Origin of the sequence: Alloyangia pacifica (assembly GCF_020524285.1) — a bacterium.
GTDB lineage: Bacteria > Pseudomonadota > Alphaproteobacteria > Rhodobacterales > Rhodobacteraceae > Salipiger > Salipiger pacificus_B.
In genome coordinates this window covers 84328-108715 of the sequence record NZ_JAIVKX010000007.1, presented here as the reverse complement: position 1 = coordinate 108715, position 24388 = coordinate 84328, and the positions used below count along the sequence as shown (strand labels likewise).

Genomic DNA, 24388 nt, shown 5'->3' with positions numbered 1-24388 from the left:
CGGTCCACCCTTTCAATCTGTCGCCTGCGGGCCCTTACCGGACCTCACGTCACTTTCATAACTTTTCACGGACCCGCCACGCTCCACAAGCGATCGCGCGCTTTCTAGAAGCTTTTCCACCGACTTACGCATGAGCCCGGCGTCGGGTCGCAAAACAATCTCTGAGTCGAGAACATAGAGGCCAGAGAGGGCGGCTTCCACCTCCGCGCTCATATAAGCGGCGAAAAGCGGCGCGGTAGCGTTAACGTCCCGCGCCGCGGCGGCAAAAACCGCGGCGCTGCGCGGTGAAAAAAGCGGCACGACCACCGGGAGTTGACCACGAAGGGCCGACACAGCCCCGGAGCTCAAGCGACGAGTCGGCTGGTCGTAGATCACCGCCTCGGCGCAGGGCTGCCCGGCCGCGGTGAGTCGCGCCGCCAGATCGCCGCGCGCATGGGTGCCGCGCAGGTGCAGCAGCCGGCCGCCCGGGGCCTCCTCCAGAACCAGCGCCCGCAGCGCCGCGGCATCGCCCTGCGCCACCTTCGGGTCCATGCAGATGTCGCGCGCCGCCCGCGCCGTCGCCTCGCCCACGGCGTAGCACAGCGACAGCGGCTCGCCGCCCAGTCCGGCATAGGCGCGCACGCCGTTGGCAGAGGTGAAGATGAGCCCCGTCACCCCGGTCATCTCCGGCAGCGGGCCGGTGGTCTCGACCTCGATCAGTGGGCTGAGGACCGGCGTGAACCCCGAAACGCCGCCGTCACGAAGCGCCCCGAGAAAGCGCTCCGACGCCGCGCGCGGGCGGGTGAGCAGCAGGAGGGGCTGAGAATCTGGCATCCTTGCTCCGGGATTGCGGGGCCCGGGATTGTGAGGACCCTGCTCTGGTGGTAGCTGCAGGACCAAAGGGATGCAACGGATGTGCCGATGCCTGAACTGACGATTCTCGGGCTGGAAAGCAGCTGTGACGACACCGCCGCCGCCGTGCTGCGCGGGCAGGAGATCCTGTCCTCGGTGGTGCTCGGACAGGCCGAGCTGCACGCGGCCTTCGGCGGCGTGGTGCCCGAGATCGCCGCCCGCGCCCATGCCGAGAAACTCGATCTCGCCATCGAACAGGCGCTGGTGCAGGCCGGGGTGCCGGTGAACGAGCTCGACGCCATCGCGGTGACCGCGGGCCCCGGGCTGATCGGCGGCGTGCTCTCGGGCGTGATGATGGGCAAGGGCATCGCCGCGGCCATTGGCAAGCCGCTGATCGGGGTGAACCACCTTGCCGGCCACGCGCTGACACCGCGGCTGACCGACGGGCTCGCCTACCCCTACCTGATGCTGCTGGTCTCGGGCGGGCACTGCCAGTTCCTGATCGTGCGCGGCCCGCAGGAGTTCAAACGGCTCGGCGGCACCATCGACGACGCGCCCGGCGAGGCTTTCGACAAGACCGCCCGCCTGCTCGGGCTGGCGCAGCCCGGTGGCCCCTCGGTCGAGGAGGCCGCGAAATCCGGCGACGAGAAGCGCTTCCGCTTCCCGCGCCCGCTGCTCGACCGCGAGGGCTGCGACCTGTCGTTCTCGGGCCTGAAGACCGCGCTGCTGCGCATGCGCGACAAGCTGATCGACGAGCAGGGCGGGCTGCACCGGCAGGACGTGGCGGACCTCTGCGCCGGCTTCCAGGCGGCGGTGCGCGACGTTCTGGCCGAGAAGACCCGCCGCGCGATGCGTGCCTACCTCGAGGAAAACCCCGCCGAGCCCGCGCTGGCCGTGGCCGGGGGCGTTGCTGCCAACAAGGCCCTGCGCGGGGCGCTGGAAGCGCTTTGCGAAGAGCATGGCGTGGCCTTCACCGCGCCGCCGCTGCGGCTTTGCACCGACAATGCCGCGATGATCGCCTACGCCGGCGGCGAGCTGCTGGCGGCGGGCGAGGTCTCGGACATGAGCCTTGCCGCCCGCCCGCGCTGGCCGCTCGACAAGGCCGCGGCGCCGCTGCTCGGCTCGGGGAAGAAGGGAGCCAAGGCATGATCGGCGTTCTCGGCGCGGGCGCCTTCGGTACGGCGCTGGCCGTGGCGCTGGCCCGCGACGGACGGCAGGTCATGCTCTGGGGACGCAACCAAGTCACAATGGCCGAGATGGCGCGGACCCGCGAGACCGGCCGCCTGCCCGGAGTGACCTTGCCCGAGGGCATCGAGATCACCGCCGACCTCGCCCGCGCCGCCGGTGCCGAGACGCTGCTTCTGGCAGTACCGATGCAGACGCTTTCCGCTGTGTTGGGGTCTATTTCGGACCCGCTCGACGGGCAGAAGCTGGTCGCCTGCTGCAAGGGCATCGATCTGGCCACCGGCGAGGGGCCGAGCCATGTCATCGCCAACGCCAAGCCCGGCGCCCTGCCCGCGATCCTCACCGGCCCGAGCTTTGCCGCCGACATCGCGCGCGGCCTGCCCACGGCGCTGACGTTGGCCTGCGAAGACGCCGAGGCGGGGCTGGTGCTGCAGCACGTGCTCTCGACCAAGACACTGCGGCTCTATCGCAGCACCGATGTCACCGGCGCCGAAGTCGGCGGCGCGCTGAAGAACGTCATGGCCATCGCCTGCGGTGCCTGCATCGGTGCCGGCTTCGGCGACAGCGCCCGCGCCGCGCTGATGACCCGCGGCTTTGCCGAGATGACCCGGCTCGCGGTGCACCTGGGGGCGAAACCAGAGACGATCACGGGGCTTTCCGGCCTTGGCGACCTGGCGCTCACCTGCACCTCGGACCTGTCGCGCAACTACCGCTACGGCATGGCGCTCGGCCGCGCCGAGGGGTTCGATCCGTCGGTCACGGTCGAGGGCGCCGCCACCGCGCGCGCCGTCGCCGCCCTCGCCGCGCGCAACGGGATCCCGATGCCGGTCTCGGGCGTTGTCGCCGCGCTGACCGAAGGCAAGGTCACCATTTCCGAAGCTCTCGATGAGCTTCTTTCCAGACCCCTGAAGGAGGAATAACCATGCTCGTCGCTCTCGTTGCCAAGGACAAAGCCGGGGCCCTGCAGATCCGCAAGGACACCCGCGCCGAACACCTCGCCTACATCGAGCGCACCGGCGTCGTGTCCCAGGCCGGCCCGCTGCTGGATGACGCCGGCGAGATGGCGGGCAGCCTGGTGATCCTCGACGTCGCCGACATGGCCGCGGCGCAGGACTGGGCCGACAAGGACCCCTATGCGCTGGCGGGCCTGTTCGAGAGCGTCACGCTGACCGCGTGGAAAAAGGTCATCGGCTGAGGGTTGTGCGATGAGATACTGGCTCTTCAAGTCCGAGCCCTCGACCTGGTCCTGGGAGGACCAGGTCGCCAAGGGCGAGGCGGGCGAGGAATGGGACGGCGTCCGCAACTACCAGGCCCGCAACTACATGCGCGAGATGACGCTCGGCGACCGCGGCTTCTTCTACCACTCGCAGAAGGAAAAGGCCGTCGTCGGCATCGTCGAGATCTGCGCCGAGGTGCATCCCGACAGCAAGGCCGATGACCCACGCTGGGAATGCGTGGACATCAAGGCGATCGAGAAGCTGCCGACCCCGGTCACGCTCGACGAGATCAAGGGTGACCCGGCGCTCTCGGAGATGGCGCTGATCAAGCAATCGCGCCTGTCGGTGCAGCCGGTGACCGAGGCCGAGTTCGCGCATATCTGCGCCAAGGGTGGCCTGAAGCGCTGATCCGGCGCCGAAAGCCGCTAGGCAGCACACCGGCTTTGCGGCAGGCTTTCCTCGTGCGCGAGGGAGGCTGCCATGGAATTCATCAGCGTGATCGTCTCGGCTCTGGCCGGCTGGCTGTTCGGCGCGGGCTGGTACATGACCCTGTCGAAACCCTGGCTCGCGGCTGCGGGCATCGCCTGTGACGAGACCGGCAAGCCTAAGAGCACCGGCCCCCTGCCCTTCGTGCTGTCGGCGGTGGCGATGCTGCTGGTGGCGGGCATGATGCGGCACATCTTTCACATGGCCGGGATCACCAGCGCCGGGGCCGGGCTGGTTGCGGGGCTGGGGATCGGCCTGTTCTTCATCGCGCCCTGGATCATGATCAACAACGCCTACGGGCAGCGACCCGTCGCGCTCACCCTGATCGACGGCGGCTACGCCACCTTCGGCTGCGCGGTGATCGGGCTGGTTCTGGGGCTTTTCTGAGCCGCGGCGCGGCTCTGACGCGCGTGCTGCGGCGCGCTCGATCTGGAGAAGTCTTCGGGAGACCCCCCAAAGAAAACAGGGGTCCGCCAAAGGCCGGACCCCTGCACCACCCCGCGTGCTCCCACGCACGTCTCGGAGAAACTGGATCCGACCGTTCTGGCCGAGCCCCAAAATCGCACGTCCGCAGCGCCAGCGCAAAGCGGAAGTGCCTCGCATTCTACAGGTCTCTCAGGCGTAGACGCCGTCCTTGCCGAAATGCTTCACCAGCATGTAGTAGACCACCGCCCGGTACTTGTTCCGCTCGGAGTGCCCGTAGGTTTCGATCACCGCATGGATCGCATCCATCAGCTCCGGCCCGTCCTCGAGCCCCAGCTTCTTGACCAGGAAGTTGTCCTTCACCGTTTCCAGCTCGTGATCCTGGCTGGCGGCGACGGTCGAGGCATCGGCATCGTAGATGGATGGGCCACACCCGATGGTGACCTTGGTGAGCAGGTCCATGTCGGGCTCCATGCCGCACTTGTCGCGCAGGTCGCCGGCGTATTTCTCGATCAGCTCGTCCCGTTTGCCCATGTCACTCTCCCTTGCAACTGCATGTTCCGGCACGACCGTCACGGCCGTTCCTGCGCCGACTATAGTCGGCCCTGATTGTTGATAAAGAGAAGAAAATCGCCTGTTTTCTCGCACCGCATTACGTAACGGCATCCCATTAAGCTTTTTTTAGTGACAAACCCGTGACGTCGCCCGCAGCATGGGCCAGAGAGCACTGGGCCGTGAAGATCCGGAAAACGGGCACAGCGGACGGCTTTCAGAACGCAGAAACCGGGGAATTCCAATGGCAACAGAGACGTTTGTCGTCGCCTACGAGAACAAGGAAGGTGATGACGGCCTGCTCGATTACGCGATCGCGCGGGCCAAGAAGGACGATGCGGCATTGCTGCTCGTCCATATCCTTGAATGGTCGCCCTACAAGTTCTTGACCCCTCAAGAGCTGGAAGAGCGCCACGCCCGCCGCAAGGAAGAGCTGGCGCGGGCCAAGGAGGTGATCCTCGATCCGGCGCTCGCCAAGGTGAGCGCGGCGGGACTCGAGGGCGACTGCCGCATCCGCTACGGCTCGGTGGTGGAACTGGTGGCCGAGATCGCAACCGAAGAGAAGGCCAGCATGATCTTCGTCGGCCGATCCGGCACCCAATCCATGACCGCGCGCATCTTCGGGTCCGTGCCGCTGGGGCTTTCGCAGATCGCCCCCGTGCCGACCGTCATCGTGCCATGAGCCGCTGGAGACCCCTTATGAAACCCAATCAATTCGCCCTTCGCGCCGCCCTGCCGGCCCTTGGCGCGGCGCTTGCCGCCCTGCCTGCGCAGGCTCAGGAGACCGCGCACAGCGTCGACGAAAAGATCAACGAGGTTGTCGGCTCCGTCACCGGCCCCTTCGTGAACTTCATCTTCGCCCCCTTCCCCGGCACGTCCTTCCCGTGGATCGTGCTCTGGCTGGTGGTGGCCGCGACGATCTTCACGCTCTACTTCGCCTTCGTGCAGTTCCGCGCCTTCCCGCATTCCATCGCGCTGGTGTCGGGCAAATACTCCGACCCCAATGACGCCGGCGAGGTCAGCCACTTCCAGGCCCTTGCCACGGCGCTCTCGGGCACCGTCGGGCTCGGCAATATCGCCGGCGTCGCGGTGGCCGTCTCGATCGGCGGACCCGGCGCGACCTTCTGGATGATCCTCGCGGGTCTGATGGGGATGGCGTCGAAGTTCACCGAATGCACCCTCGGCGTGAAATACCGCAACGAATACCCCGACGGCACCGTCTCGGGCGGGCCGATGTACTACCTCAAGAAAGGCATGGCGGAGCGTGGCTTCGGCGGGCTCGGCTCGGTGCTGGCGATCATCTTCTCGATCTTCTGCGTGCTCGGCTCGCTCGGCGGCGGCAACATGTTCCAGGCCAACCAGGCGCATGCGCAGCTCGCCAATATCATCGGCGACTACCCGGGCTGGATCACCGGCGTGATCTTCGCGGCCATCGTCTTCGCGGTGATCATCGGCGGCCTGAAGAGCATCGCCCAGGTGACCGAGAAGGTCGTGCCCTTCATGGGCGTGCTCTACGTCGGCACGGCGCTGATCATCCTGCTGATGAACTTCGACAAGATCGGCTGGGCCTTCGGACAGATCTTCGACGGCGCCTTCACCGGGCTCGGCGTGGCCGGCGGTCTCGTCGGCGCGCTGATCCAGGGCTTCAAGCGGGCCGCCTTCTCGAACGAGGCAGGCGTCGGTTCGGCCGCCATCGCCCACTCGGCGGTGCGCACCAAGGAACCGATCACCGAGGGCTTCGTGTCGCTGCTCGAGCCCTTCATCGACACCGTGGTGATCTGCACCATGACCGCGCTGGTCATCGTCATCACCGGCGTGCTGCAGATCGACCCCGAGACCGGCAACTACATCTGGAACGCCGATTTGGGCCGCGTGGAAACCCTGGGCGACGTGTCGGGCGTGGCGCTGACCTCGGCGGCCTTCGGCTCGGCGCTGTCGTGGTTCCCCTACGTGCTGGCGCTGGCGGTGATCCTCTTCGCCTTCTCGACGATGATCTCCTGGAGCTACTACGGGCTCAAGGCATGGACCTACATGTTCGGCGAGGGCAAGTTCCAGGAGCTGAGCTTCAAGATCCTGTTCTGCATCTTCGTCATCATCGGCGCGGCGATGAACCTCGGCCCGGTGATCGACTTCTCGGATGCGGCGATCTTCGCCATGGCGCTGATCAACATCATCGGCCTCTACTTCCTGATGCCGATCGTGAAGGCCGAGCTGAACAGCTACCAGACGCGGCTGAAGTCGGGCGAGATCAAGCGCTACGCCTGATCGACCCCCAACCGCAACGCAAAGGGGGCGCCACCCGGCGCCCCCTTTCTCGTTCCCGGCAGCCTTACTTCGCCGCCAGCAGCTCCGGCACTTCGAGCAGGATGAACTCGTTGTGCGCCGCCTCGCCCGGCACCCGGCCACCCGAGAAGGGCAGGTTGTTGTCGTTGGCCACGAGGATGTGGCTCTCGTCCACCGCAATCACGTCCTCAATGGTGAAGAACGGGAAGCTGAAGGTCTCGCCGCCCGCGCCCATGCCGTCCAGCGCCTTGGCGCCCGGATCGGCGATGTTCAGCAAGTCGATTTGGCCAATGCGGCGGATGAAGCCCTCATCGTCGGTCTGCGCCATGTCGACCAGCACGATGTTCTTCACTCTGGCGGGGTTCGGGTAGCAGTCGGCGGTCTCGGTCGCCCCCTCGGCGCAGGCCATCGCCATGTCACCCTCGCCGTTGTCGCGCTCGATCACCAGCGCGCGGGTCTCGTCGATGAAGTTGAAATCGCCGATCGCCGTGGCGCCCTCGGCAAGCTGGAACTTCACGCTCTCGCCGGTCCATTCCCCAGCATTAGGGTCGAATGCGATGACCCGCAGGAACGGGCCCTCGATCTCGCCACCCTCGATCAGGATCGGCTTTTCCAGCATCGCCCAGAGAAGGTCGGTGCCCGGCTGCAGCGCCATGCCCTCGTAGCCGCCCGAACGCTGCACCTGGTAGTCGGTGCCGGCTTCGGCGGGGACGTAGACGCTGTAGGTGTCCGGCCCGTGCAGTTCCGCGCCATCGAGCTCGGTGGCGAAGACCTGCCGGACCACGCCGTCGAGACCGGCGCGGATGAGGTAGGGCCCGAACTCGTCGCCGATCCAGACCTCGCCGTCGAGTACCTGGATCGACTCGGTGTCGAAATCGGCACCGGTCAGGTAGCGGCTCTCGGTGCCTTCATAGGCAATCCGGAAGGGCACCTTATGGTCGGGGTCCGACAGGAAGACGGTCTCGCGGCGCTCGACGCTGCCGGTCTCGAAATCCGGGGCCATGCGGTGGAAGAACAGCAGCGCGTCGGGCGAGTTGCGCTTCGAGCCAAAGCCGTTGTCGGTCAGCGTGTAGAAACTGCCATCCTCGGCGCGGGTCATGGCAAAGCCCGACATGCCCTGCACCGGCTGGCCGATGAACGGCAGCGAGATGCCGGTGCCGTGGTTGCCGTAGTTCTTGCCGGTGTTGCCCTCGACGCTCATCGCCCGCTCAACGCGCGCACCGCCGGTGAACTTGCCCGAGAGCCAGGCATCGCGCGGCGCGTCTGCCGGCGGCTCGACCAGCGAGAGGGCGGGCAGGTAGGCGTGACCGGCGAGCTTGGCCGGAAAGACGTCCTGTGCCAGGGCGGGCGCGGCAAGCGCGCTGGCGAGCGCGAGAACGGACAGCGAAAGACGCATCGTGAATCTCCTCAAGGATGCTGCGATGCGCCGCTGCTACCGCTCTTGCGTAAAGCTCACATGGCCGTGATGTGACGGGGCGGTGAAAGTGGGGAGCCGGGCGAGCGCCTGCCCGTGGGGTGGCACTTCGCCTGTTGAGGTCTGCGCTTTATCCCGCCAAATCCTTGTGACACCCGTGCGTTGTACGAGCATGACAGAGCGCCAGCCTGCCGGGACGGGCAGGCGCTCGCCCGGCGGCCTTCGGCCTTGTCTCCGGACTGATCAGCGCAATGTGCTCCAAACGAAAGACGCCCCACCAGATGGCGGGGCGTCGCAAAAAGCCTGAAACAGACTCGAAATCAGTAGCGGTAGTGCTCGGGCTTGAACGGGCCCTCCGGCGTCACGCCGATGTAGGATGCCTGCTCGGTCGAGAGCTGGGTCAGCTTCGCCCCCACCCGATCAAGGTGCAGACGCGCCACCTTCTCGTCGAGGTGCTTGGGCAGGATGTAGACCTTGTTCTCGTAGGCCGAGCCGTTCTTGTAGAGCTCGATCTGCGCCAGCACTTGGTTGGTGAAGGAAGCCGACATCACGAAGCTCGGGTGGCCGGTGGCATTGCCGAGGTTCAGCAGGCGGCCTTCCGACAGCAGGATGATCTTGTTGCCCGAGGGCATCTCGATCATGTCCACCTGATCCTTGATGTTGGTCCACTTGTGGTTCTTCAGCGAGGCCACCTGGATCTCGTTGTCGAAGTGGCCGATGTTGCCGACGATGGCCATGTTCTTCATCTCGCGCATGTGCTCGATGCGGATCACGTCCTTATTGCCGGTGGTGGTGATGAAGATGTCGGCGTCGGCGACGACGTCTTCCAGAAGCACCACCTCGAAGCCGTCCATGGCTGCCTGCAGGGCGCAGATCGGGTCGGCCTCGGTGACCTTCACCCGTGCGCCGGCGCCGGCCAGCGAAGCGGCCGAGCCCTTGCCCACGTCGCCGTAGCCGCAGACCACGGCGACCTTGCCGGCCAGCATCACGTCGGTGGCGCGGCGGATGCCGTCCACCAGGCTCTCGCGGCAGCCGTACTTGTTGTCGAACTTCGACTTGGTGACCGAGTCGTTGACGTTGATCGCCGGGAAGGGCAGCAGGCCCTTCTTCTGCAGATCGTACAGGCGGTGCACGCCGGTGGTGGTCTCTTCCGAAACGCCCATGATCGCGTCGCGGGTCTTGGCGAACCAGCCGGGGCTCAGCTCCATCCGCTTCTTGATCTGCGCGTGGATCACCTCTTCCTCTTCCGAGGTCGGCACGCCCAGGTCCTCACCCGCCTCGGCGCGCGCGCCGAGCAGGATGTAGAGCGTCGCGTCGCCGCCGTCGTCGAGGATCATGTTCGCGCCCTCGGGGAACTGGAACGAGCGGTCCAGATAGTCCCAGTGCTCTTCCAGCGTCTGGCCCTTCACCGCGAAGACCGGCGTGCCGCCCGCGGCGATCGCGGCGGCGGCGTGGTCCTGGGTCGAGAAGATGTTGCACGACGCCCAGCGCACGTCGGCGCCCAGCGCCGCCAGCGTCTCGATCAGCACGGCGGTCTGGATGGTCATGTGCAGCGAGCCGACGATACGCGCGCCGGTCAGCGGCTTTTCCTCGCCGAACTCGGCGCGGCACGCCATCAGGCCCGGCATCTCGGTTTCGGCGATGTCGAGTTCCTTGCGGCCGAAGTCGGCCAGCGAGATGTCCTTGACGATATAGTCTTCAGCCATGTTCCGGCGCTCCAATTCCAATATCGGGATTGCCCCGCGAGGTAGCATCCCTTGCTATGCCCCGCAACGTCGATCACTATTCGGGGCAAACGGAAACATAATCCGCCAGAGAATTCGCCAGAGGCCGCAGCCAGATGATCCCCGCCCCCGCCACCCCAAGCGCAGGCCGCTGAGCCCATGCCGAAACAGCCCCGCGCCTGGCAGCGCATGCTCTCCGGCCGCCGCCTCGACCTGCTGGACCCAACCCCGGTGGACATCGAGATCGAGGACATCGCCCACGGCCTCGCCTTCGTCGCTCGCTGGAACGGCCAGACGATGGGCGACTTCCCCTATTCCGTCGCCGAGCACTCGCTGCTGGTCGAAACGCTGTTCTGCCGGATCTGTCCCAACGCCAAGCCCGCCGAGAAGCTCTTTGCGCTGCTGCACGACGCGCCGGAATATGTCATCGGCGACATGATCTCGCCGGTGAAGGCGGCGGTCGGTCCCGGCTACGGCGAGCTCGACAAACGGCTGGCGGCGGCGATCCACATCCGCTTCGGCCTGGCCTCGGCCCCCAGCATCCGCCTCAAGAAGCAGATCAAGAAGGCCGACAATGTCTCGGCCTGGATGGAGGCGACACAGATCGCCGGCTTTTCCGAAGCCGAGGCCTCGCGCTTCTTCAAGCGCCCCGAACCCGCGCTGATCGAGGGGCTCGACATCCACCTGCGCCCGCCGGTCGAGGTCCGCCGCGCCTATACCGCGCGCCACGCCGAGCTGCTGGCCGAGCTGTGAGCGCGCCGATCTCCGTGCGCCGCGCCGGGGCGCTCGATGCCCGCCCCATGGCCGAGCTGCTGAACGAGGTGATCGCCCGGGGCGGCACCAACGCGATGACCGCGCCGGTCAGCGGCGCAGAGCTGCGCGCCTGGATGCGCACCCCTGGCGCGATCTGGCATGTCGCCGAGGACGAGTGCGGCGCGCTGCTCGGCTTCCAATGGGTCGAGCCGCACCCGCAGCACGGCGCACGCGTGGCCCAGATCGCCAGCTTCGCGCGGGTCGGACGCACCGGGCTCGGCACCGGCACGGCGCTCTTCGAGGCGACGCGCACCGCCTGCCGCGCCGAGGGGTACACCTGGATCAATGCCGAGATCCGCGCCGACAACGAAAGCGGGCTGATCTACTACCAGAGCCGCGGCTTCGAGGACTACGGCCATATCCGCGGCCACCGCCTCGGCGACGGCAGCACCGTGGACAAGGTGCTCAAGCGCTACGATCTCTGAGTGCCGCTGAACACTCGAAAGCCGCGCCCCTCGCGAAGCGCGGCCCCTGATTTCTTCTAGGCAGAAATATCCCCGCCGGAGGCAGCGCCCGAGAGGGCGCTCCACTCATTTCGGCGAGCGTTTCGCGAGGATCCGCTGCAGCGTCCGGCGGTGCATGTTGAGCCGGCGCGCGGTTTCCGAGACGTTGCGGTCGCACAGCTCGTAGACCCGCTGGATGTGCTCCCAGCGCACCCGGTCGGCGCTCATCGGGTTTTCCGGCGGCGGCGGCAGATCGTCGCCGCGCGAAAGCAGGGCGTTGGTGATGTCGGTGGCGTCGGCCGGTTTCGACAGGTAGTCGGTGGCGCCGATCTTCACCGCGGCGACGGCGGTGGCGATGGCGCCATAGCCGGTCAACACGACGATGCGGCTGTCGGGGCGGCGTTCGCGCAGCACCTCGACCACGTCGAGCCCGTTGCCGTCCTCGAGCCGCAGGTCGACCACGGCATAGGCCGGCGGGCGCGCCTTGGCGATGGCGGTGCCGGCCGCGACCGTCTCGGCGGTCTCAACCTCGAAGCCGCGTTTTTCCATGGCCTTGGCCAGGCGCTTCAGGAAAGGCTCGTCGTCATCGACAAGCAGCAACGAGCGATCTTCGCCCAGGTCGTCTTCTGTCAGCTCCGCCACGGGGGCCCCCGTCCTGTCCAGCGGCAGAAAGCGCCGCCTAGGAAATTCTCTTATCCCGCCCGCGACATGCGGTCAAATCGCAGCGCCGCTTTGCGGCTCACATGTGGTCGATGAAACAGGTGGTGCGCTCCGCAAGCTGCACCGGCGAGACGTCGCGGCGGAAGAACTCGGCAAATCCGGTGCCCGGCAGCACAAGGTATGTGAAGGCCGAATGGTCCACCGAGTAGAACTCGGGGTCGTCGTCGTTCTTCTTGTAGTAGGCGCGGTACGCCTTCGCGGCCTGAGCGATCTGCGCCTCGGAGCCGGTGAGCCCGATCATCTTCTCGTGGATGTTGGCGGCATACTGGCCCATCACCTCGGGCGTGTCGCGCGCCGGATCGACGGAGATCATCATCGGCGTCGCCGAATACCCCGCCTCGGCCAGCAGATCGACCGCGTCGGCGTTGCGGATATTGTCCAGCGGGCAGATGTCCGGGCAGAAGGTATAGCCGAAATAGAGCAGCGTCGGCTCGGTGATGACCTCGGCGTCGGTGACCGTCTCGCCCGAGGGCAGCACCAGCTCGAACGGCCCGCCGATCGCCCCGGCACCGCCCGCGACCACGCCTTCGCGGCAATCGGCGAAGGGATCGTCGCCGCGGCCCCATTGCGTCGCCACCCAGACCCCGGCTGAAAGCGCGACAAGCCCACCGGCGGCAACGAGGGCGACAAGCGTGGCGGGTTTCATGGCGGTCTCCTGTTTGCGGCGGCGGGGCGGGGCGCATTGCAAATCCCCGCCCCGGACATGACACTGCCACACCTACCAATTGCCCCCCGGGGATCAAGCGCGGAACGCGCGCAATAGAAGGCAACGACATGAGCCCGACGGACCTGGACCTGCCCTGGCAGGAAGAGCGCAGCACCTTCATCCGCCTGCGCACGATGATCCTGCTGCGATGGGTGGCGATCGTCGGTCAGATCGCCGCGCTGGTGGTGGCGCAGTCGATCTACGACCTGCAGCTGCCGCTTGGCCTGTGCTACCTCGCGGTCGGCATCTCGGTGATGGGCAACCTCGTCGCCAGCCTGATCTTCCCGGAAACCAAGCGCCTGTCGGAAGCCGAGAACTTCCTGATGGTGATGTTCGACCTGCTGCAGCTTTGCTTCCTGCTCTATCTGACCGGCGGGCTGCACAACCCCTTCTCGGTCATGGTGCTGGGGCCGGTGACCGTCTCGGCGGTGATGCTCTCGCTGCGCTCGACCATCGTGCTCAACGTCACCGCCTTCCTGCTGATCTCGGGCATGGTCTTCGTGCATGTGCCGCTGCACACGGTCGAGGGCGAGGTGCTGCAGATCCCCGATCTCTTCGTCTTCGGGCAATGGGTCGCCGTGGCCATCGCGCTGGTCTTCCTGTCGGTCTACGCGCGTAGGGTCACCACCGAGATGAACGCCATGTCCGATGCGCTGAACGCCACGCAGATGGCGCTGTCGCGGCAGCAGAAGCTCAACGACCTGGGCGGCGTGGTGGCCGCCGCGGCGCATGAGCTGGGCACACCTCTGGCAACGATCAAGCTGACCTCGGCCGAGCTGATCGAGGAACTCGACGACCTTCCCGAGCTGCAGGAGGACGCGCGGCTGATCCGGGCGCAGGCCGACCGCTGCCGCGATATCCTGCGCTCCATGGGCCGGGCCGGGAAGGACGACCTGCACCTGCGCCGCGCGCCGCTGACCGAGGTGATCCGCGAGGCCGCCGAGCCGCATGAGAACCGCGGCAAGCAGGTGACACTGGAGCCGATCGGCGAGACCGACCTGCCCATGCCGCAGGTCCTGCGCCACCCCGAAGTGATCCACGGGCTGCGCAACCTGGTGCAGAACGCGGTGGATTTCGCCCGCAGCCAGGTCTGGATCGAGACCGGCTGGGACGCCGACAGGATCACCGTGCGGATCATCGACGACGGGCCCGGCTTTCCGCCACAGCTGATCGGCCGCATCGGCGATCCGATGATCCGTCGTCGCCGCTCCGAGGCCGAGCGCCGCGCCCGCCCCGAGTACGAGGGCATGGGGCTGGGGCTGTTCATCGCCAAGACCCTGCTCGAGCGCTCCGGCGCCGAGCTGAGCTTTGCCAATGGCTCCGATCCGACCGCGCCCGAGCCGCCGGGCACCCGCCGTGGCGCGGTGGTCGAACTGGTCTGGCCGCGCGAGGCGATCGCCGCCCCCGAGGCGGCGCCGGGCACCCCGCTCGGAGAGAACCCCAGCTTCGATGCATGAGCAGCGATGCTGCCGATACGAGGGCCAGAAACATGTCGACCAGACATCTATTTAAAAGTCATCTTTTTGGCTCATCATTTACGGAATATTTACCAATGAGGCCCTAAGCAGGCACAAAGCCTCGTAATTCGGAGTCCCGGTTGGAGCTGACAATCGCGCTTTCCATCGGAATCGGCGCCGGAATCGCCGCATTCCTCGGCGCGTTCTTCCTGCGTTTTCCCGCAGCGCAGGTCACCGCCGGTCAGGGTAATGCCAGCTCGCCCCCTGACGTCACCAAGACCGAGATTATCGTGATCGGCAGCCGTATCGCCGACATGACCGACCCCGCCCGAGAGTTGCTTGCGACAGAGCCGGGCGACACGCTCGACTGGGACTGGCTGTGCGCCAGACTTGCGCCCTTTTTCGGCCCGTTGCCTGCAACGCCCCCAACCGCGCCAGCGCGGCTTCCGGCCCGCAACGCTGCCGGGATAGACCTCGTGCTGCGGCCCGAACGACAGGCACTGCGGGTCTCGGTCGAAGCGCAGGCGGTTGCCGCCGGCACGCAACTGAAACTGCACCAGCAGCAGGCCGAGCTGCCGCGGCTTAGCCGCGCGCTGGCGCTGGTGCCCTGCCCCATCTGGCAGACCGACGACAACAACAGGGTCACCTGGTTCAACGCCGCCTACGAGGATGCCTGCGCCCAGGTCGACGCCCCGACCACCGGCCCCGCCCCCTTCGATCTTGCCGCCCCCGATGGCAGCGACACCCACCGCAACCGCACCGCGCTCGGCGCCCGCGGCGACGACAGCGAGTTCTGGTACGAGGTGCAATCGCACCGCACCTGCGACGGCTGGATGCATTTCGCCACCAATATCGACACGATCATCCGCTCCGAGATCAACCAGCGCAGCTTCCTGCAGTCGCTGACCCGCATCTTCGCGCATCTGCCCATCGGTCTCGCCGTGTTCGACCGCGATCACCGGCTGGCGCTGTTCAACCCCGCATTGATTGACCTCACCGGGCTCGAAGCCGAATTCCTGAGCACCCGTCCCAAGCTGATGAGCGTCTTCGACGCGCTGCGCGAGGCGCGCATGATGCCGGAACCGAAGAACTACCAGGGCTGGCGCGAGCATCTCGCCGCGGTGACCGCCGCCGCCGCCTCGGATCTCTACGTCGAGACCTGGGAGCTGCCGACCGGCCGGATCTACCGGATCACCGGAAGGCCGCACCCGGATGCCGGGATTGCCTTCCTTTTCGAGGACATCAGCTCCGAGGTCTCGCTCACCCGCCGTTTCCGCCGCGAGCTCGAACAGGCGCATGGGGTGCTCGACAGTTTCGAGGAAGCGGTGGCGGTCTTCTCGCACCAGGGCGCGCTCAGCTTCTGCAACGAGGCCTACCGCGACCTCTGGGGCGATGATCCGGACGCCTGCGTCGCCGACCTGTCGGTGACCGAGGCGACGGCGCGCTGGCAGGCCGCCTGCGCCCCGAGCCCGGTCTGGGGCGACATTCGCGGCTTCGTGCTGAGCCTGCGCGACCGCGCCGTCTGGGAGGCGCCGCTGGTCACCCGGGACGGCACGCCGCTGACCTGCCGCATCAGCCCGATGGCGGGCGGCGCGACGTTGCTGCGTTTCATCCCGGCCCCCCGGATGGCCGACGCTCCGGGCTGACCCCCGATCCGGCTTGCGCGTGCGGGCGGGAATTGTATCTTCCCGCCATGACGACGCGCGCCCTGTCCCTGCCCTCCCCAGACGCCACATGCGCGCTGGCCGCCACGCTGGCCCCGCGCCTGCGTCCCGGCGACGTGCTGCTGCTGATCGGCGGCATCGGCGCGGGAAAGACCCATTTCGCCCGCTGCCTGATCCAGTCCCTGCTGGACGAGCCCGAGGACGTACCCTCGCCCACCTTCACGCTGGTACAAGTCTACGACGTGCCCACGGGCGAACTCTGGCACACCGACCTCTACCGCCTCTCGGACCCCGAGCAGGTGGTCGAGCTGGGTCTGACCGAGGCCTTCGACGAGGCGATCTGCCTGGTGGAATGGCCCGACCGGCTCGCCGATCTCACCCCCGCCGCGGCGCTGACCCTCAGCTTCGAAGTGACCGGTGACGAGACCCGGCAGGTGACGCTCGACTGGCAGGACGCACGCTGGGACAGCCGCCTGGAGGGGCTCTCGTGAACGACTTTCTGCTTACCGCGGGCTGGGCCGATGCCGAGGCGCATCCGCTCGCCGGCGACGCCTCGTCGCGCCGCTACACCCGGCTGACCCGTGGCACCGAGTGCGCCATCCTGATGGACGACCCCGAGGGCGACGTGGCGCTCTTTGCCCAGCTCGCGCGGCATCTGCTGTCGATCGGCCTGAGCGCGCCGCGGGTTCTGGCCGAGGCGCCGGGCCTGCTGCTGCTGGAAGACCTCGGCGACGGGCTGTTGGCGCGGCTCTGTACCGACGTCGAGAGTGAAACGCGGCTCTATCTCGTGGCAACCGACGCGCTGATCGCCCTGCACCGGCACGCCCCGCCCGAGAATTTGCCCGTGGCCGACGCCGCGCACCTGTCGCAGATCACCGGCCTCGCCTTCGACGCCTACGTGCCCGGCACGGGTGCTCCGCAGGACCCGCAAACCCGCGACAGGGTCATCGCCGCGCTGCACGATCTGATCGCCGAGCACGCGCCCGAAACCGACGTGATGATCCTGCGCGACTACCACGCCGAGAACATCCTCTGGCTGCCCGGGCGCGAGGGGGCCGCGCGGGCCGGGCTGCTCGACTTCCAGGACGCGCTCAAGGGCCCCCGCGCCTATGACCTGATCTCGCTGATCCGCGACGCGCGCCGGGACGTCTCCGCCGAGACCGCCGAGGCCTGCATCAGGCACTATCTCGGGGCAACGGGCACCGACGAGACCCGGTTCCGCAGCGCCCTCGCCGTGCTCGGCGTGCAGCGCAGCCTGCGCATCCTCGGCATCTTCGCCTCGCTCGCCAAAACCCGTGGCAAGCCGCAGTACATCGACCTGATCCCGCGCGTCTGGGGCAACCTGCGAACCGACCTCGCCCATCCGGCCTTGGCGGAGCTGCGCGCCCTGCTCGAGCCGGCCCTGCCCGCCCCCACGCCCGCGACCCTCGAAAGGCTGAAATCCTGATGCCCCACGCCGTGATGCTCTTTGCCGCGGGCTTCGGCACGCGCATGGGCGCGCTCACCGCCGACCGCCCCAAGCCGCTGATCGAGGTCGCCGGCAAGCCGCTGCTCGACCATGCGCTGGAACTGACGGCGGACCTGCCCACGCGGGTCGTGAACGCCCATTACCGCGCCGAACAGCTGGCCGCGCATCTCGACCGCAGAGGGGTCGTGCTCTCAGTCGAGCAGCCGGAGATCCTCGACACCGGCGGCGGGCTCCGCCATGCGCTACCGCTGCTGGGGCCGGAGCCGGTCTTCACGCTGAACACCGATGCCGTCTGGGCCGGGCCCAACCCGCTGGACCTGCTGGCCGAGGCCTGGGATCCCGCCCGGATGGACGCGCTGCTGCTCTGCGTGCCGCTGGCCAATGCCGTGGGCCGCAAGGGTGCGGGAGACTTCACGCTGCAGGAGGGTGGCCAACTGCGCTGGAAAGGCGATCACGTCTACACAGGCGCACAGATCATCAAGACCGAGCTTCTGGCCGAGGTGCCCGACGAGGCCTTCTCGTTGCGTCTGCTGTGGCAGCGGATGGGCGACGAGGGCCGCCTGCACGGGCTCGACTACCCCGGGCACTGGGCCGATGTCGGCCACCCCGAGGGCATCGCCCTCGCCGAAGAGATGCTGGCCCGCAATGTTTGAGCCTTCAGGCACCCCCCGCGTCTACGGCCTCGCCCCTGGCGTCGATTTCCCCGCCGCGCTGGTCGCCGGTCTGCGCGCGCGCATGGCGGGCCGACCGCCTGAGGAGATGGCCAAGGTCGAGCTGATCCTCAACACCAGCCGCATGGCGCGGCGGGTGAAGGCGATCTTCGACCAGGGACCCGCGACCCTGCTGCCGCGCATCCGCCTGCTGACCGACATGGCCGATCCCGCCGCGCTGCGCGACCTGCCCGCGCCGGTGCCGCCGCTGCGGCGCAGGCTCGAACTTACTGGTTTGGTGTCGAAACTGCTCGACGCGCAGCCCGACCTCGCCCCGCGCGCCGCGCTCTTCGACCTGGCAGACAGCCTCGCCACGCTGATGGACGAGATGCAGGACGAGGGCGTGTCGCCGGACGAGATCGCCGCGCTCGATGTCAGCGACGAGTCCGGTCATTGGCAGCGCGCGCTCAGCTTCCTGAACATCGTGCAGCGCTACTTCGAGCAGGGCGAGGAGGCTCCGGACACCATCGCCTTCCGCCGCTACGCGCTGGAAGAGAGACTGAAGCGCTGGCAAGAGACCCCGCCCGAGCACCCGGTGATCCTTGCCGGCTCCACCGGCTCGCGCGGGGGTACGCATCGGCTGATGTGCGCGGTCTCGAAGCTGCCGCAGGGCGCGCTGGTGCTGCCCGGCTATGATTTCGACATGCCGGGGCCCGTCTGGGGGGGGCTCACCGATGCGCTCTCGGGCGAGGACCACCCGCAGTTCCGCTTTGCAAGGCTGCTGCATGAGCTGGCGCTCGATCCGGTGACCCTGCCGCATTGGCACGACCAACCTGCGCCCAGCGCCGCGCGCAACCGGCTCGTCTCGCTCGCCCTGCGCCCCGCGCCGGTCACCGACCAGTGGCGCTCGGAGGGCGTGCACCTGCCCGAGCTCACCGCGGCGACGGAAAAGCTGACGCTGGTCGAGGCCAACTCCAAGCGCGAGGAGGCCATGGCCATCGCGCTACGGCTGCGGCAGGCGGCGGAAGAGGGCACCACGGCGGCGCTGATCACCCCTGACCGGATGCTGACGCGTCAGGTGACCGCGGCGCTCGACCGCTGGGACATCGTGCCCGACGACAGCGCCGGCATCCCGCTGCAGCTGACCCCGCCGGGCCGCTTCCTGCGGCAGGTGGCGGCGCTGTTCCAGCGCGATCTGACCGCCGAGAGCCTGCTGTCGCTCCTGAAGCACCCGCTGACCCACAGCGGCTCGGAACGCAACAACCACCTGCGCGCCACCCGCGAGCTTGAACTGCACATCCGCAAGAAGAGCTGGCCCTTCCCGCAGGCCGAGCTGATCGAGGCCTGGGGCGCGGCGGCCGGTTTCCCCGACTGGGCGAACTGGGTCGCCGAGACCTTCTGCCAGCCCCCCCTGCACGGCACGCGCGCGCTGAGCGACTGGCTGATGATTCACGTGGAACGGGCCGAGGCCATCGCCGCCGGACCCGAGATGGGCGAATCCGAGCTCTGGAAGGAAGGCGCCGGCCGCAAGGCACGGCAGGTGGTCGCCGAGCTCGAGGGCGAGGCCAGCCACGGCACCGATCTCGACGCCCGCGACTACGCCGATCTTTTTGGTGCCATCCTCGCCAAGGGCGAGCTGCGCGACCGCGATGCGCCGCACCCGCATATCCTGATCTGGGGCACGCTGGAGGCCCGCGTCATGGGCGCCGAGTTGCTGATCCTCGGCGGGCTCAACGAGGGAAGCTGGCCGGAAATCCCCGGCGCAGACCCCTGGCTGAACCGCCGCATGCGGCACAAGGCCGGGCTCTTGCTGCCGGAGCGGCGCATCGGCCTCGCCGCGCATGACTTCCAGCAGGCGGTCGCCGCCGACGAGGTCTGGATCACCCGCGCGCTGAAATCCGACGACGCCGAGACGGTGCCCGCCCGCTGGGTGAACCGGCTGATGAACCTGATGAACGGCCTGCCCGCGAAGCAGGGCCCCGAGGCGCTGAAAGCCATGCAGGCGCGCGGGCGTCACTGGCTGGCGCTGGCGCGGCAGGTCGAGAGCCCGATCAAGGCCCCCTCGGCGGCGCGCCCGTCGCCGGTGCCGCCGGTCACGGCCCGTCCGAGGCAGCTCTCGGTCACCGAGATCAAGACGCTGATCCGCGACCCCTACGCCATCTATGCCAAGCGGGTGCTGAAGCTGCGCCCGCTCAACCCGCTGCAACGCGCGCCCGACGCCCTGCTGCGCGGCATCCTCATCCACCAGGTGTTCGAGGAGTTCGTGCGCGAAACAGTCTCTGATCCGGGGCTTCTGACCTCCGAGGCGCTGCGCGCCAAGGCCGCGGCGGTGATCGGCGATCCCGAGGTGCTTCCCTTCCCGGTGACCCGCCACGTCTGGCAATCGCGCATCGCGCGCATCGCCGAGTGGTTCACCCGCACCGAAACCGCGCGCCAGCAGATCGCCCGCCCCGCGCATTTCGAGACCAGCGGCTCCAGCGACATTGCGTCCCTCGGCTTCACGCTGAAAGGGACGGCGGACCGGATCGACATCGACGAAAAGGGCAACGCGCACCTTTACGACTACAAGACCGGCGCGGCCCCCACCGCCAAGCAGCAGAAGAACTTCGACAAGCAGCTGCTGCTCGAAGCGGCGATGGTCGAGCGCGGGGCCTTCCCGAACCTGCACCCGCGCCATGCCGCGCGCGCCGTCTTCGTCTCTGTCTCGGCCAATCCGAACGAGGTCGAGGCGCCGCTCGACGAGGTGCCGCCCGCCAAGGTTTGGAGCCAGTTCGAGACCCTGATGACCCGCTGGTTCGAGCCGGAACGCGGCTATACCGCCCGCGCCGCCATGCTCAGCGAGAACGATTTTTCCGACTACGACCACCTCTCGCGCTTCGGCGAATGGGACGTGATCGACGCCGCCGAACGGGAGATGCTGGAATGAGCCGCAACGAGGCCAGCGAAAAGCAGGTCGAGGCCGCGCGCCCGGATGCCTCCACATGGCTCGCCGCCAACGCCGGTTCGGGCAAGACCCGCGTGCTCACCGACCGTGTGGCGCGGCTGCTGCTCGACGAGGTGCTGCCCGAGCACATTCTGTGCCTGACCTACACCAAGGCCGCCGCCACCGAGATGCAGAACCGCCTGTTCAAGCGGCTCGGGGCCTGGGCCATGCTCGACGACGACCAGCTCATCGGCGAGCTGCGCCAGCTCGGCCTCGACGGCGCGCTGCCGCCCGAGCGGCTGCGCCAGGCCCGCACGCTCTTTGCCCGCGCCATCGAGACTCCCGGCGGCCTGCGCATCCAGACCATCCACTCCTTCTGCGCGAGCCTGCTGCGGCGCTTCCCGCTCGAGGCCGGGGTCTCGCCGCAGTTTACCGAGATGGAGGACCGCTCCGCCGAGATGCTGCGCGCCGAGGTGCTCGAGCGCATGGCCGAGGGGCGCGAGGCATATCTGGTCGAGGCCATGGCCCCCTTCCTCGGCGAGCAGCCCGAGGCGCTACTGGCCGAGCTTTGCGGGCGCAAGGCGGCCTTCCTGCCGCCGCGCAGCCCCGAGGACATCCGCGCGCTCTACGGTCTGCCCGGCGACATGGACGAAGCGGCGGTGCTCTCCGAGGTCTTCCTCGGCAGCGAGAGCGATCTCATCGCCCGCGTGCTGCCGGTACTGAAGGCCGGCAAGAGCACCGACCAGGGCGCTGCGAAGAAGCTGGAGCGCTTCACCGCGCCGGACATGGCCGGGATGCTGGCGCTCGAGGACGCGCTGCTCACCCAGAAGGGCACGATCAGCAGCCGCGTGCCGACCAAGGACAGCAAGCAGGCGCTCGGCCCCGACGCGCCCCGGCTTGAGCAACTGGCGCAGCGGGTCGAGAGCGCCCGCGAAAGCCGCCTCGCGGTCGAGGCGGTGAAGCGCGAGATCACCCTGCACCGCTTCGCGCAGGTCTTCCTGCCCGCCTACGAGGCCGAGAAGATGCGCCGCGGCTGGCTCGATTTCGACGACCTCGTGGTGCGCGCCCGCGACCTCTTGGCCGACGACCGGGTGGCCGACTGGGTGCTCTACCGGCTGGACGGCGGCATCGACCACATCCTCGTCGATGAGGCGCAGGACACCAGCCCGGTGCAATGGCAGGTGATCGAGCGGCTTGCGCGCGAGTTCACCTCGGGCGAAGGCGCGCGCGGCGACGTGCGGCGGACGATCTTCGTCGTCGGCGACAAGAAGCAGTCGATCTACTCCTTCCAGGGCGCCGATCCGCGCGAGTTCGACCGCATGTGCGACGACTTCGCCGAACGGCTGCAGGGCACCGACGCGCCGCTCAGCCGGATGATGCTGGAATACTCCTTTCGCTCAGCCGGGCCGGTTCTGAAGCTGGTCGACGCCACCTTCGAAGGGCGCGAGGAGTCGGGCTTTTCCCCGGAACAGAGACACAAGGCGTTCAAATCCGAGATGCCGGGCCGTGTCGATCTCTGGCCCCATATCGAGCCCGCCAAGGAGGAAGAGGACGACGCCGAGTGGTACGAGCCGGTCGACCGGGTCGGCGCGCAGCACCACACGGTGCGGCTGGCCAACCGCATCGCCCTCTTCATCGACGAAACCATCGGCAAACCGCTCCCCGTCGAGATCGGCTTTAGCGGCGAGTACAAGGCCCGCCCCGCCCATGCCGGCGACTTCCTGATCCTCGTGCGCCGTCGCGGCACGCTCTTCACCGAGATCATCCGCGCCATCAAGGCGCGCGGCCTGCCCATTGCAGGCGCCGACCGGCTGAAGGTCATGTCGGAACTGGCGGTGAAGGACATCGGCGCGCTGCTGGCCTTCCTCGCCACGCCCGAGGATGACCTCTCGCTCGCCACCGCGCTGCGCTCGCCGCTCTTCGGGCTGACCGAGAAGGCGCTCTTCGATCTCGCCCACCACCGCAAGCCGGGCAGCTACCTCTGGGTCGCCCTGCGAGAGCGGCGCGAGGAGTTCCCCGCTGTGCTGCAGGTGATGGACGACCTGCTGAACCGCACCGACTTCCTGCGCCCCTACGACCTGATCGAGCGCATCCTGACCCGCCACCGCGGTCGCCAGAAGCTGCTCGGGCGGCTCGGCGAAGAGGCCGAGGACGGCATCAACGCGCTGCTGCAACAGGCACTGGCCTACGAGCAGAGCACCGTGCCCTCGCTCACTGGCTTCCTCGAGTGGATGCAGTCCGACGATCTGGAGATCAAGCGCGCCCCCGACAGCGCCGGAGCCCGCATCCGGGTGATGACGGTGCACGGGTCGAAGGGTCTGGAAGCCCCGATCGTGATCCTGCCCGACTGCGCCCAGCCCACGAAAACCATCCGCGAGCGCCTCCTGCCCGCCGGGGAGGGCGAGACCGCAGGCATGGTCTGGCAGTCCAGCGCCGCGTCGCAGCCGCAGGTGCAGGCCGAGGCGCTGGACCGCGCCAAGGCCGCCGCCGAGCGCGAGCGTGACCGGCTGCTCTACGTCGCCCTGACCCGGGCCGAGAAATGGCTGGTGGTCGCTGCCGCGGGCAACCTCGGCAAGGACGGCAGCGCCTGGTTCGACCAGGTGCATAAGGGCATGGAGCGCGCCGGCGCCGAGAAGGTCGGTTACGACTTCGGCCGGTGGGGCTCGGGCGAGGGCCTGCGGCTCGGTCAGGCCGATTGGTCGCACCTGCCCTTCGAAAAAGTCACGGTGCAGACCCCGGTCCTGCCCGAGCTGGAGCCGCACCTGCGCACCCCCGCGCCCGTGGCCGCGCCGCTGCCCGAGAGTCGTTCGCCCTCGGACCTCGGCGGCGCCAAGGCGCTCTCGGGCATCGAGGGGCTCGACGAGGAAGAGGCGAAGCTGCGCGGCACGGTGCTGCACCTGCTGCTCGAACATCTCGCCCCGCTCGATGCCGAGGCCCGTGCCGAGGCCGTGCCGCACGTGCTGACGCTGGCCGAGGAACTGCCCGAGGAGACAGGCAGCATCGTGACAGAGGCGCTGGCGGTGCTCGGCGCCCCCGCGCTGGCGCCGGTCTTCGCCGGGGATGCCCTCGCCGAAGTGCCGATTTCCGCTGAAATAGAGCCTGTCGGGCGCATTCACGGCGTCATCGACCGGCTGCTGGTCACCCCCGAAAAGGTCACCGCGCTCGACTTCAAGTCGAACCGCACCGTGCCCGCCACGCCCGCCGAGGTGCCGGAGGGGCTGCTGCGCCAGATGGGCGCCTATGCCGCCGCCTTGACGCAGGTCTTTCCCGGGCGCAGCATCGAGACCGGTCTGGTCTGGACCGCGACGCAGGAGCTGATGGTCCTGCCACACGATCTAGTGTCTGCCGCCCTTTCAAGAACCACGATCGCTTGACGACTCCCCGGGGCGTGCCTACCTTCGCCTCCCGAAACCCGGGCGTGCCCCTGCC

At 68.2% G+C, this 24388-nt stretch carries 22 protein-coding genes; 16 read left to right on the top strand and 6 right to left on the bottom strand.

Annotation, left to right across the window (positions count from 1 at the left end):
- Nucleotides 1–12 precede the first annotated feature (12 nt).
- The gene (locus LC039_RS10685; protein ID WP_226623984.1) at nucleotides 13–813 is read right to left on the bottom strand and encodes a uroporphyrinogen-III synthase; all 801 of its coding nucleotides are present in this window, start codon (nucleotides 811–813) and stop codon (nucleotides 13–15) included.
- A gap of 87 nt (nucleotides 814–900) precedes the next feature.
- Here LC039_RS10685 and tsaD point away from each other — a divergent pair, with 87 nt between their 5' ends.
- From tsaD to LC039_RS10660, 5 genes are all read left to right on the top strand, one after another.
- Nucleotides 901–1980 carry a tRNA (adenosine(37)-N6)-threonylcarbamoyltransferase complex transferase subunit TsaD gene (gene tsaD, locus LC039_RS10680; protein WP_226623982.1) on the top strand — a complete coding sequence of 360 codons (1080 nt, stop codon included), beginning with the start codon at nucleotides 901–903 and terminating at the stop codon, nucleotides 1978–1980.
- Nucleotides 1977–2936, top strand: a complete 960-nt coding sequence (locus LC039_RS10675) for an NAD(P)H-dependent glycerol-3-phosphate dehydrogenase (RefSeq protein ID WP_226623981.1) — start codon at nucleotides 1977–1979, stop codon at nucleotides 2934–2936. Before tsaD ends, LC039_RS10675 begins: the two co-directional genes overlap by 4 nt.
- A 2-nt stretch (nucleotides 2937–2938) precedes the next feature.
- Nucleotides 2939–3211: a YciI family protein gene (locus tag LC039_RS10670; RefSeq protein ID WP_226623979.1), complete on the top strand. Its 273-nt coding sequence runs from the start codon at nucleotides 2939–2941 to the stop codon at nucleotides 3209–3211.
- A 10-nt stretch (nucleotides 3212–3221) separates the two neighbouring features.
- Nucleotides 3222–3641, top strand: a complete 420-nt coding sequence (locus LC039_RS10665; protein ID WP_226623977.1) for an EVE domain-containing protein — start codon at nucleotides 3222–3224, stop codon at nucleotides 3639–3641.
- A 72-nt stretch (nucleotides 3642–3713) separates the two neighbouring features.
- The gene (locus LC039_RS10660; RefSeq protein ID WP_226623975.1) at nucleotides 3714–4106 is read left to right on the top strand and encodes a DUF1761 domain-containing protein; all 393 of its coding nucleotides are present in this window, start codon (nucleotides 3714–3716) and stop codon (nucleotides 4104–4106) included.
- Between the two features lie 228 nt (nucleotides 4107–4334).
- Here the strand turns inward: LC039_RS10660 and LC039_RS10655 are convergent, their stop codons facing one another.
- Nucleotides 4335–4676 (bottom strand): DUF2853 family protein, encoded by a 342-nt coding sequence (locus LC039_RS10655; RefSeq protein WP_226623973.1) that lies wholly within the window; start codon nucleotides 4674–4676, stop codon nucleotides 4335–4337.
- A 262-nt stretch (nucleotides 4677–4938) separates the two neighbouring features.
- On the opposite strand from LC039_RS10655, the gene LC039_RS10650 reads away from it, so the two are divergent.
- Together LC039_RS10650 and LC039_RS10645 are read left to right on the top strand one after the other, a co-directional pair.
- A complete protein-coding gene (locus LC039_RS10650) occupies nucleotides 4939–5376 on the top strand; it encodes a universal stress protein (protein WP_226623971.1) in 438 nt (145 codons plus the stop codon).
- Between the two features lie 17 nt (nucleotides 5377–5393).
- Complete coding sequence (locus tag LC039_RS10645) at nucleotides 5394–6959, top strand: alanine/glycine:cation symporter family protein (protein ID WP_226623969.1); 1566 nt, start codon at nucleotides 5394–5396, stop codon at nucleotides 6957–6959.
- 64 nt (nucleotides 6960–7023) lie between these two features.
- Here the strand turns inward: LC039_RS10645 and LC039_RS10640 are convergent, their stop codons facing one another.
- Both LC039_RS10640 and ahcY read right to left on the bottom strand, forming a co-directional pair.
- The gene (locus LC039_RS10640; RefSeq protein ID WP_226623967.1) at nucleotides 7024–8373 is read right to left on the bottom strand and encodes an esterase-like activity of phytase family protein; all 1350 of its coding nucleotides are present in this window, start codon (nucleotides 8371–8373) and stop codon (nucleotides 7024–7026) included.
- 338 nt (nucleotides 8374–8711) lie between these two features.
- Complete coding sequence (gene ahcY / locus LC039_RS10635; RefSeq protein WP_226623965.1) at nucleotides 8712–10097, bottom strand: adenosylhomocysteinase; 1386 nt, start codon at nucleotides 10095–10097, stop codon at nucleotides 8712–8714.
- A gap of 177 nt (nucleotides 10098–10274) precedes the next feature.
- Here ahcY and LC039_RS10630 point away from each other — a divergent pair, with 177 nt between their 5' ends.
- Both LC039_RS10630 and LC039_RS10625 read left to right on the top strand, forming a co-directional pair.
- Nucleotides 10275–10868 (top strand): HD domain-containing protein, encoded by a 594-nt coding sequence (locus LC039_RS10630; RefSeq protein ID WP_226623963.1) that lies wholly within the window; start codon nucleotides 10275–10277, stop codon nucleotides 10866–10868.
- A 47-nt stretch (nucleotides 10869–10915) separates the two neighbouring features.
- Nucleotides 10916–11353, top strand: coding sequence for a GNAT family N-acetyltransferase (locus LC039_RS10625; RefSeq protein WP_226624340.1), 438 nt, complete (start codon nucleotides 10916–10918; stop codon nucleotides 11351–11353).
- Between the two features lie 105 nt (nucleotides 11354–11458).
- On the opposite strand, the gene LC039_RS10620 is transcribed toward LC039_RS10625, so the two are convergent.
- Together LC039_RS10620 and LC039_RS10615 are read right to left on the bottom strand one after the other, a co-directional pair.
- The gene (locus LC039_RS10620) at nucleotides 11459–12004 is read right to left on the bottom strand and encodes an ActR/PrrA/RegA family redox response regulator transcription factor (RefSeq protein ID WP_264179520.1); all 546 of its coding nucleotides are present in this window, start codon (nucleotides 12002–12004) and stop codon (nucleotides 11459–11461) included.
- A gap of 106 nt (nucleotides 12005–12110) precedes the next feature.
- Nucleotides 12111–12737 carry an SCO family protein gene (locus LC039_RS10615; protein WP_226623960.1) on the bottom strand — a complete coding sequence of 209 codons (627 nt, stop codon included), beginning with the start codon at nucleotides 12735–12737 and terminating at the stop codon, nucleotides 12111–12113.
- A gap of 128 nt (nucleotides 12738–12865) precedes the next feature.
- Between LC039_RS10615 and regB the strand changes: the two genes are divergently transcribed.
- The 7 genes from regB to addA all read left to right on the top strand — a co-directional run bounded on the left by regB (nucleotide 12866) and on the right by addA (nucleotide 24333).
- Nucleotides 12866–14254: a sensor histidine kinase RegB gene (regB, locus tag LC039_RS10610; RefSeq protein WP_226623959.1), complete on the top strand. Its 1389-nt coding sequence runs from the start codon at nucleotides 12866–12868 to the stop codon at nucleotides 14252–14254.
- 140 nt (nucleotides 14255–14394) lie between these two features.
- On the top strand, nucleotides 14395–15900 hold the full coding sequence (locus LC039_RS10605) for a PAS-domain containing protein (protein WP_226623958.1): 1506 nt from the start codon (nucleotides 14395–14397) through the stop codon (nucleotides 15898–15900).
- 47 nt (nucleotides 15901–15947) lie between these two features.
- Entirely contained in the window at nucleotides 15948–16409 is a 462-nt protein-coding gene (tsaE, locus tag LC039_RS10600) for a tRNA (adenosine(37)-N6)-threonylcarbamoyltransferase complex ATPase subunit type 1 TsaE (RefSeq protein ID WP_226623957.1), read from the top strand.
- A complete protein-coding gene (locus LC039_RS10595) occupies nucleotides 16406–17365 on the top strand; it encodes an aminoglycoside phosphotransferase family protein (RefSeq protein WP_226623952.1) in 960 nt (319 codons plus the stop codon). The genes tsaE and LC039_RS10595 overlap by 4 nt, the downstream gene beginning before the upstream one ends.
- The gene (locus tag LC039_RS10590; protein WP_226623950.1) at nucleotides 17365–18039 is read left to right on the top strand and encodes a nucleotidyltransferase family protein; all 675 of its coding nucleotides are present in this window, start codon (nucleotides 17365–17367) and stop codon (nucleotides 18037–18039) included. The genes LC039_RS10595 and LC039_RS10590 overlap by 1 nt, the downstream gene beginning before the upstream one ends.
- Nucleotides 18032–20962, top strand: a complete 2931-nt coding sequence (gene addB / locus LC039_RS10585) for a double-strand break repair protein AddB (RefSeq protein ID WP_226623944.1) — start codon at nucleotides 18032–18034, stop codon at nucleotides 20960–20962. Before LC039_RS10590 ends, addB begins: the two co-directional genes overlap by 8 nt.
- Nucleotides 20959–24333, top strand: coding sequence for a double-strand break repair helicase AddA (gene addA, locus LC039_RS10580; protein ID WP_226623943.1), 3375 nt, complete (start codon nucleotides 20959–20961; stop codon nucleotides 24331–24333). The genes addB and addA overlap by 4 nt, the downstream gene beginning before the upstream one ends.
- The last annotated feature ends 55 nt before the right edge of the window (nucleotides 24334–24388 follow it).

Coding starts and splice junctions, on each gene's coding strand:
- LC039_RS10685 (WP_226623984.1), bottom strand. CDS start 813: ATGCCAGATTCTCAGCCCCTCCTGCTGCTCACCCGCCCGCGCGCGGCG.
- tsaD (WP_226623982.1), top strand. CDS start 901: ATGCCTGAACTGACGATTCTCGGGCTGGAAAGCAGCTGTGACGACACC.
- LC039_RS10675 (WP_226623981.1), top strand. CDS start 1,977: ATGATCGGCGTTCTCGGCGCGGGCGCCTTCGGTACGGCGCTGGCCGTG.
- LC039_RS10670 (WP_226623979.1), top strand. CDS start 2,939: ATGCTCGTCGCTCTCGTTGCCAAGGACAAAGCCGGGGCCCTGCAGATC.
- LC039_RS10665 (WP_226623977.1), top strand. CDS start 3,222: ATGAGATACTGGCTCTTCAAGTCCGAGCCCTCGACCTGGTCCTGGGAG.
- LC039_RS10660 (WP_226623975.1), top strand. CDS start 3,714: ATGGAATTCATCAGCGTGATCGTCTCGGCTCTGGCCGGCTGGCTGTTC.
- LC039_RS10655 (WP_226623973.1), bottom strand. CDS start 4,676: ATGGGCAAACGGGACGAGCTGATCGAGAAATACGCCGGCGACCTGCGC.
- LC039_RS10650 (WP_226623971.1), top strand. CDS start 4,939: ATGGCAACAGAGACGTTTGTCGTCGCCTACGAGAACAAGGAAGGTGAT.
- LC039_RS10645 (WP_226623969.1), top strand. CDS start 5,394: ATGAAACCCAATCAATTCGCCCTTCGCGCCGCCCTGCCGGCCCTTGGC.
- LC039_RS10640 (WP_226623967.1), bottom strand. CDS start 8,373: ATGCGTCTTTCGCTGTCCGTTCTCGCGCTCGCCAGCGCGCTTGCCGCG.
- ahcY (WP_226623965.1), bottom strand. CDS start 10,097: ATGGCTGAAGACTATATCGTCAAGGACATCTCGCTGGCCGACTTCGGC.
- LC039_RS10630 (WP_226623963.1), top strand. CDS start 10,275: ATGCCGAAACAGCCCCGCGCCTGGCAGCGCATGCTCTCCGGCCGCCGC.
- LC039_RS10625 (WP_226624340.1), top strand. CDS start 10,916: ATGGCCGAGCTGCTGAACGAGGTGATCGCCCGGGGCGGCACCAACGCG.
- LC039_RS10615 (WP_226623960.1), bottom strand. CDS start 12,737: ATGAAACCCGCCACGCTTGTCGCCCTCGTTGCCGCCGGTGGGCTTGTC.
- regB (WP_226623959.1), top strand. CDS start 12,866: ATGAGCCCGACGGACCTGGACCTGCCCTGGCAGGAAGAGCGCAGCACC.
- tsaE (WP_226623957.1), top strand. CDS start 15,948: ATGACGACGCGCGCCCTGTCCCTGCCCTCCCCAGACGCCACATGCGCG.
- LC039_RS10590 (WP_226623950.1), top strand. CDS start 17,365: ATGCCCCACGCCGTGATGCTCTTTGCCGCGGGCTTCGGCACGCGCATG.
- addB (WP_226623944.1), top strand. CDS start 18,032: ATGTTTGAGCCTTCAGGCACCCCCCGCGTCTACGGCCTCGCCCCTGGC.
- addA (WP_226623943.1), top strand. CDS start 20,959: ATGAGCCGCAACGAGGCCAGCGAAAAGCAGGTCGAGGCCGCGCGCCCG.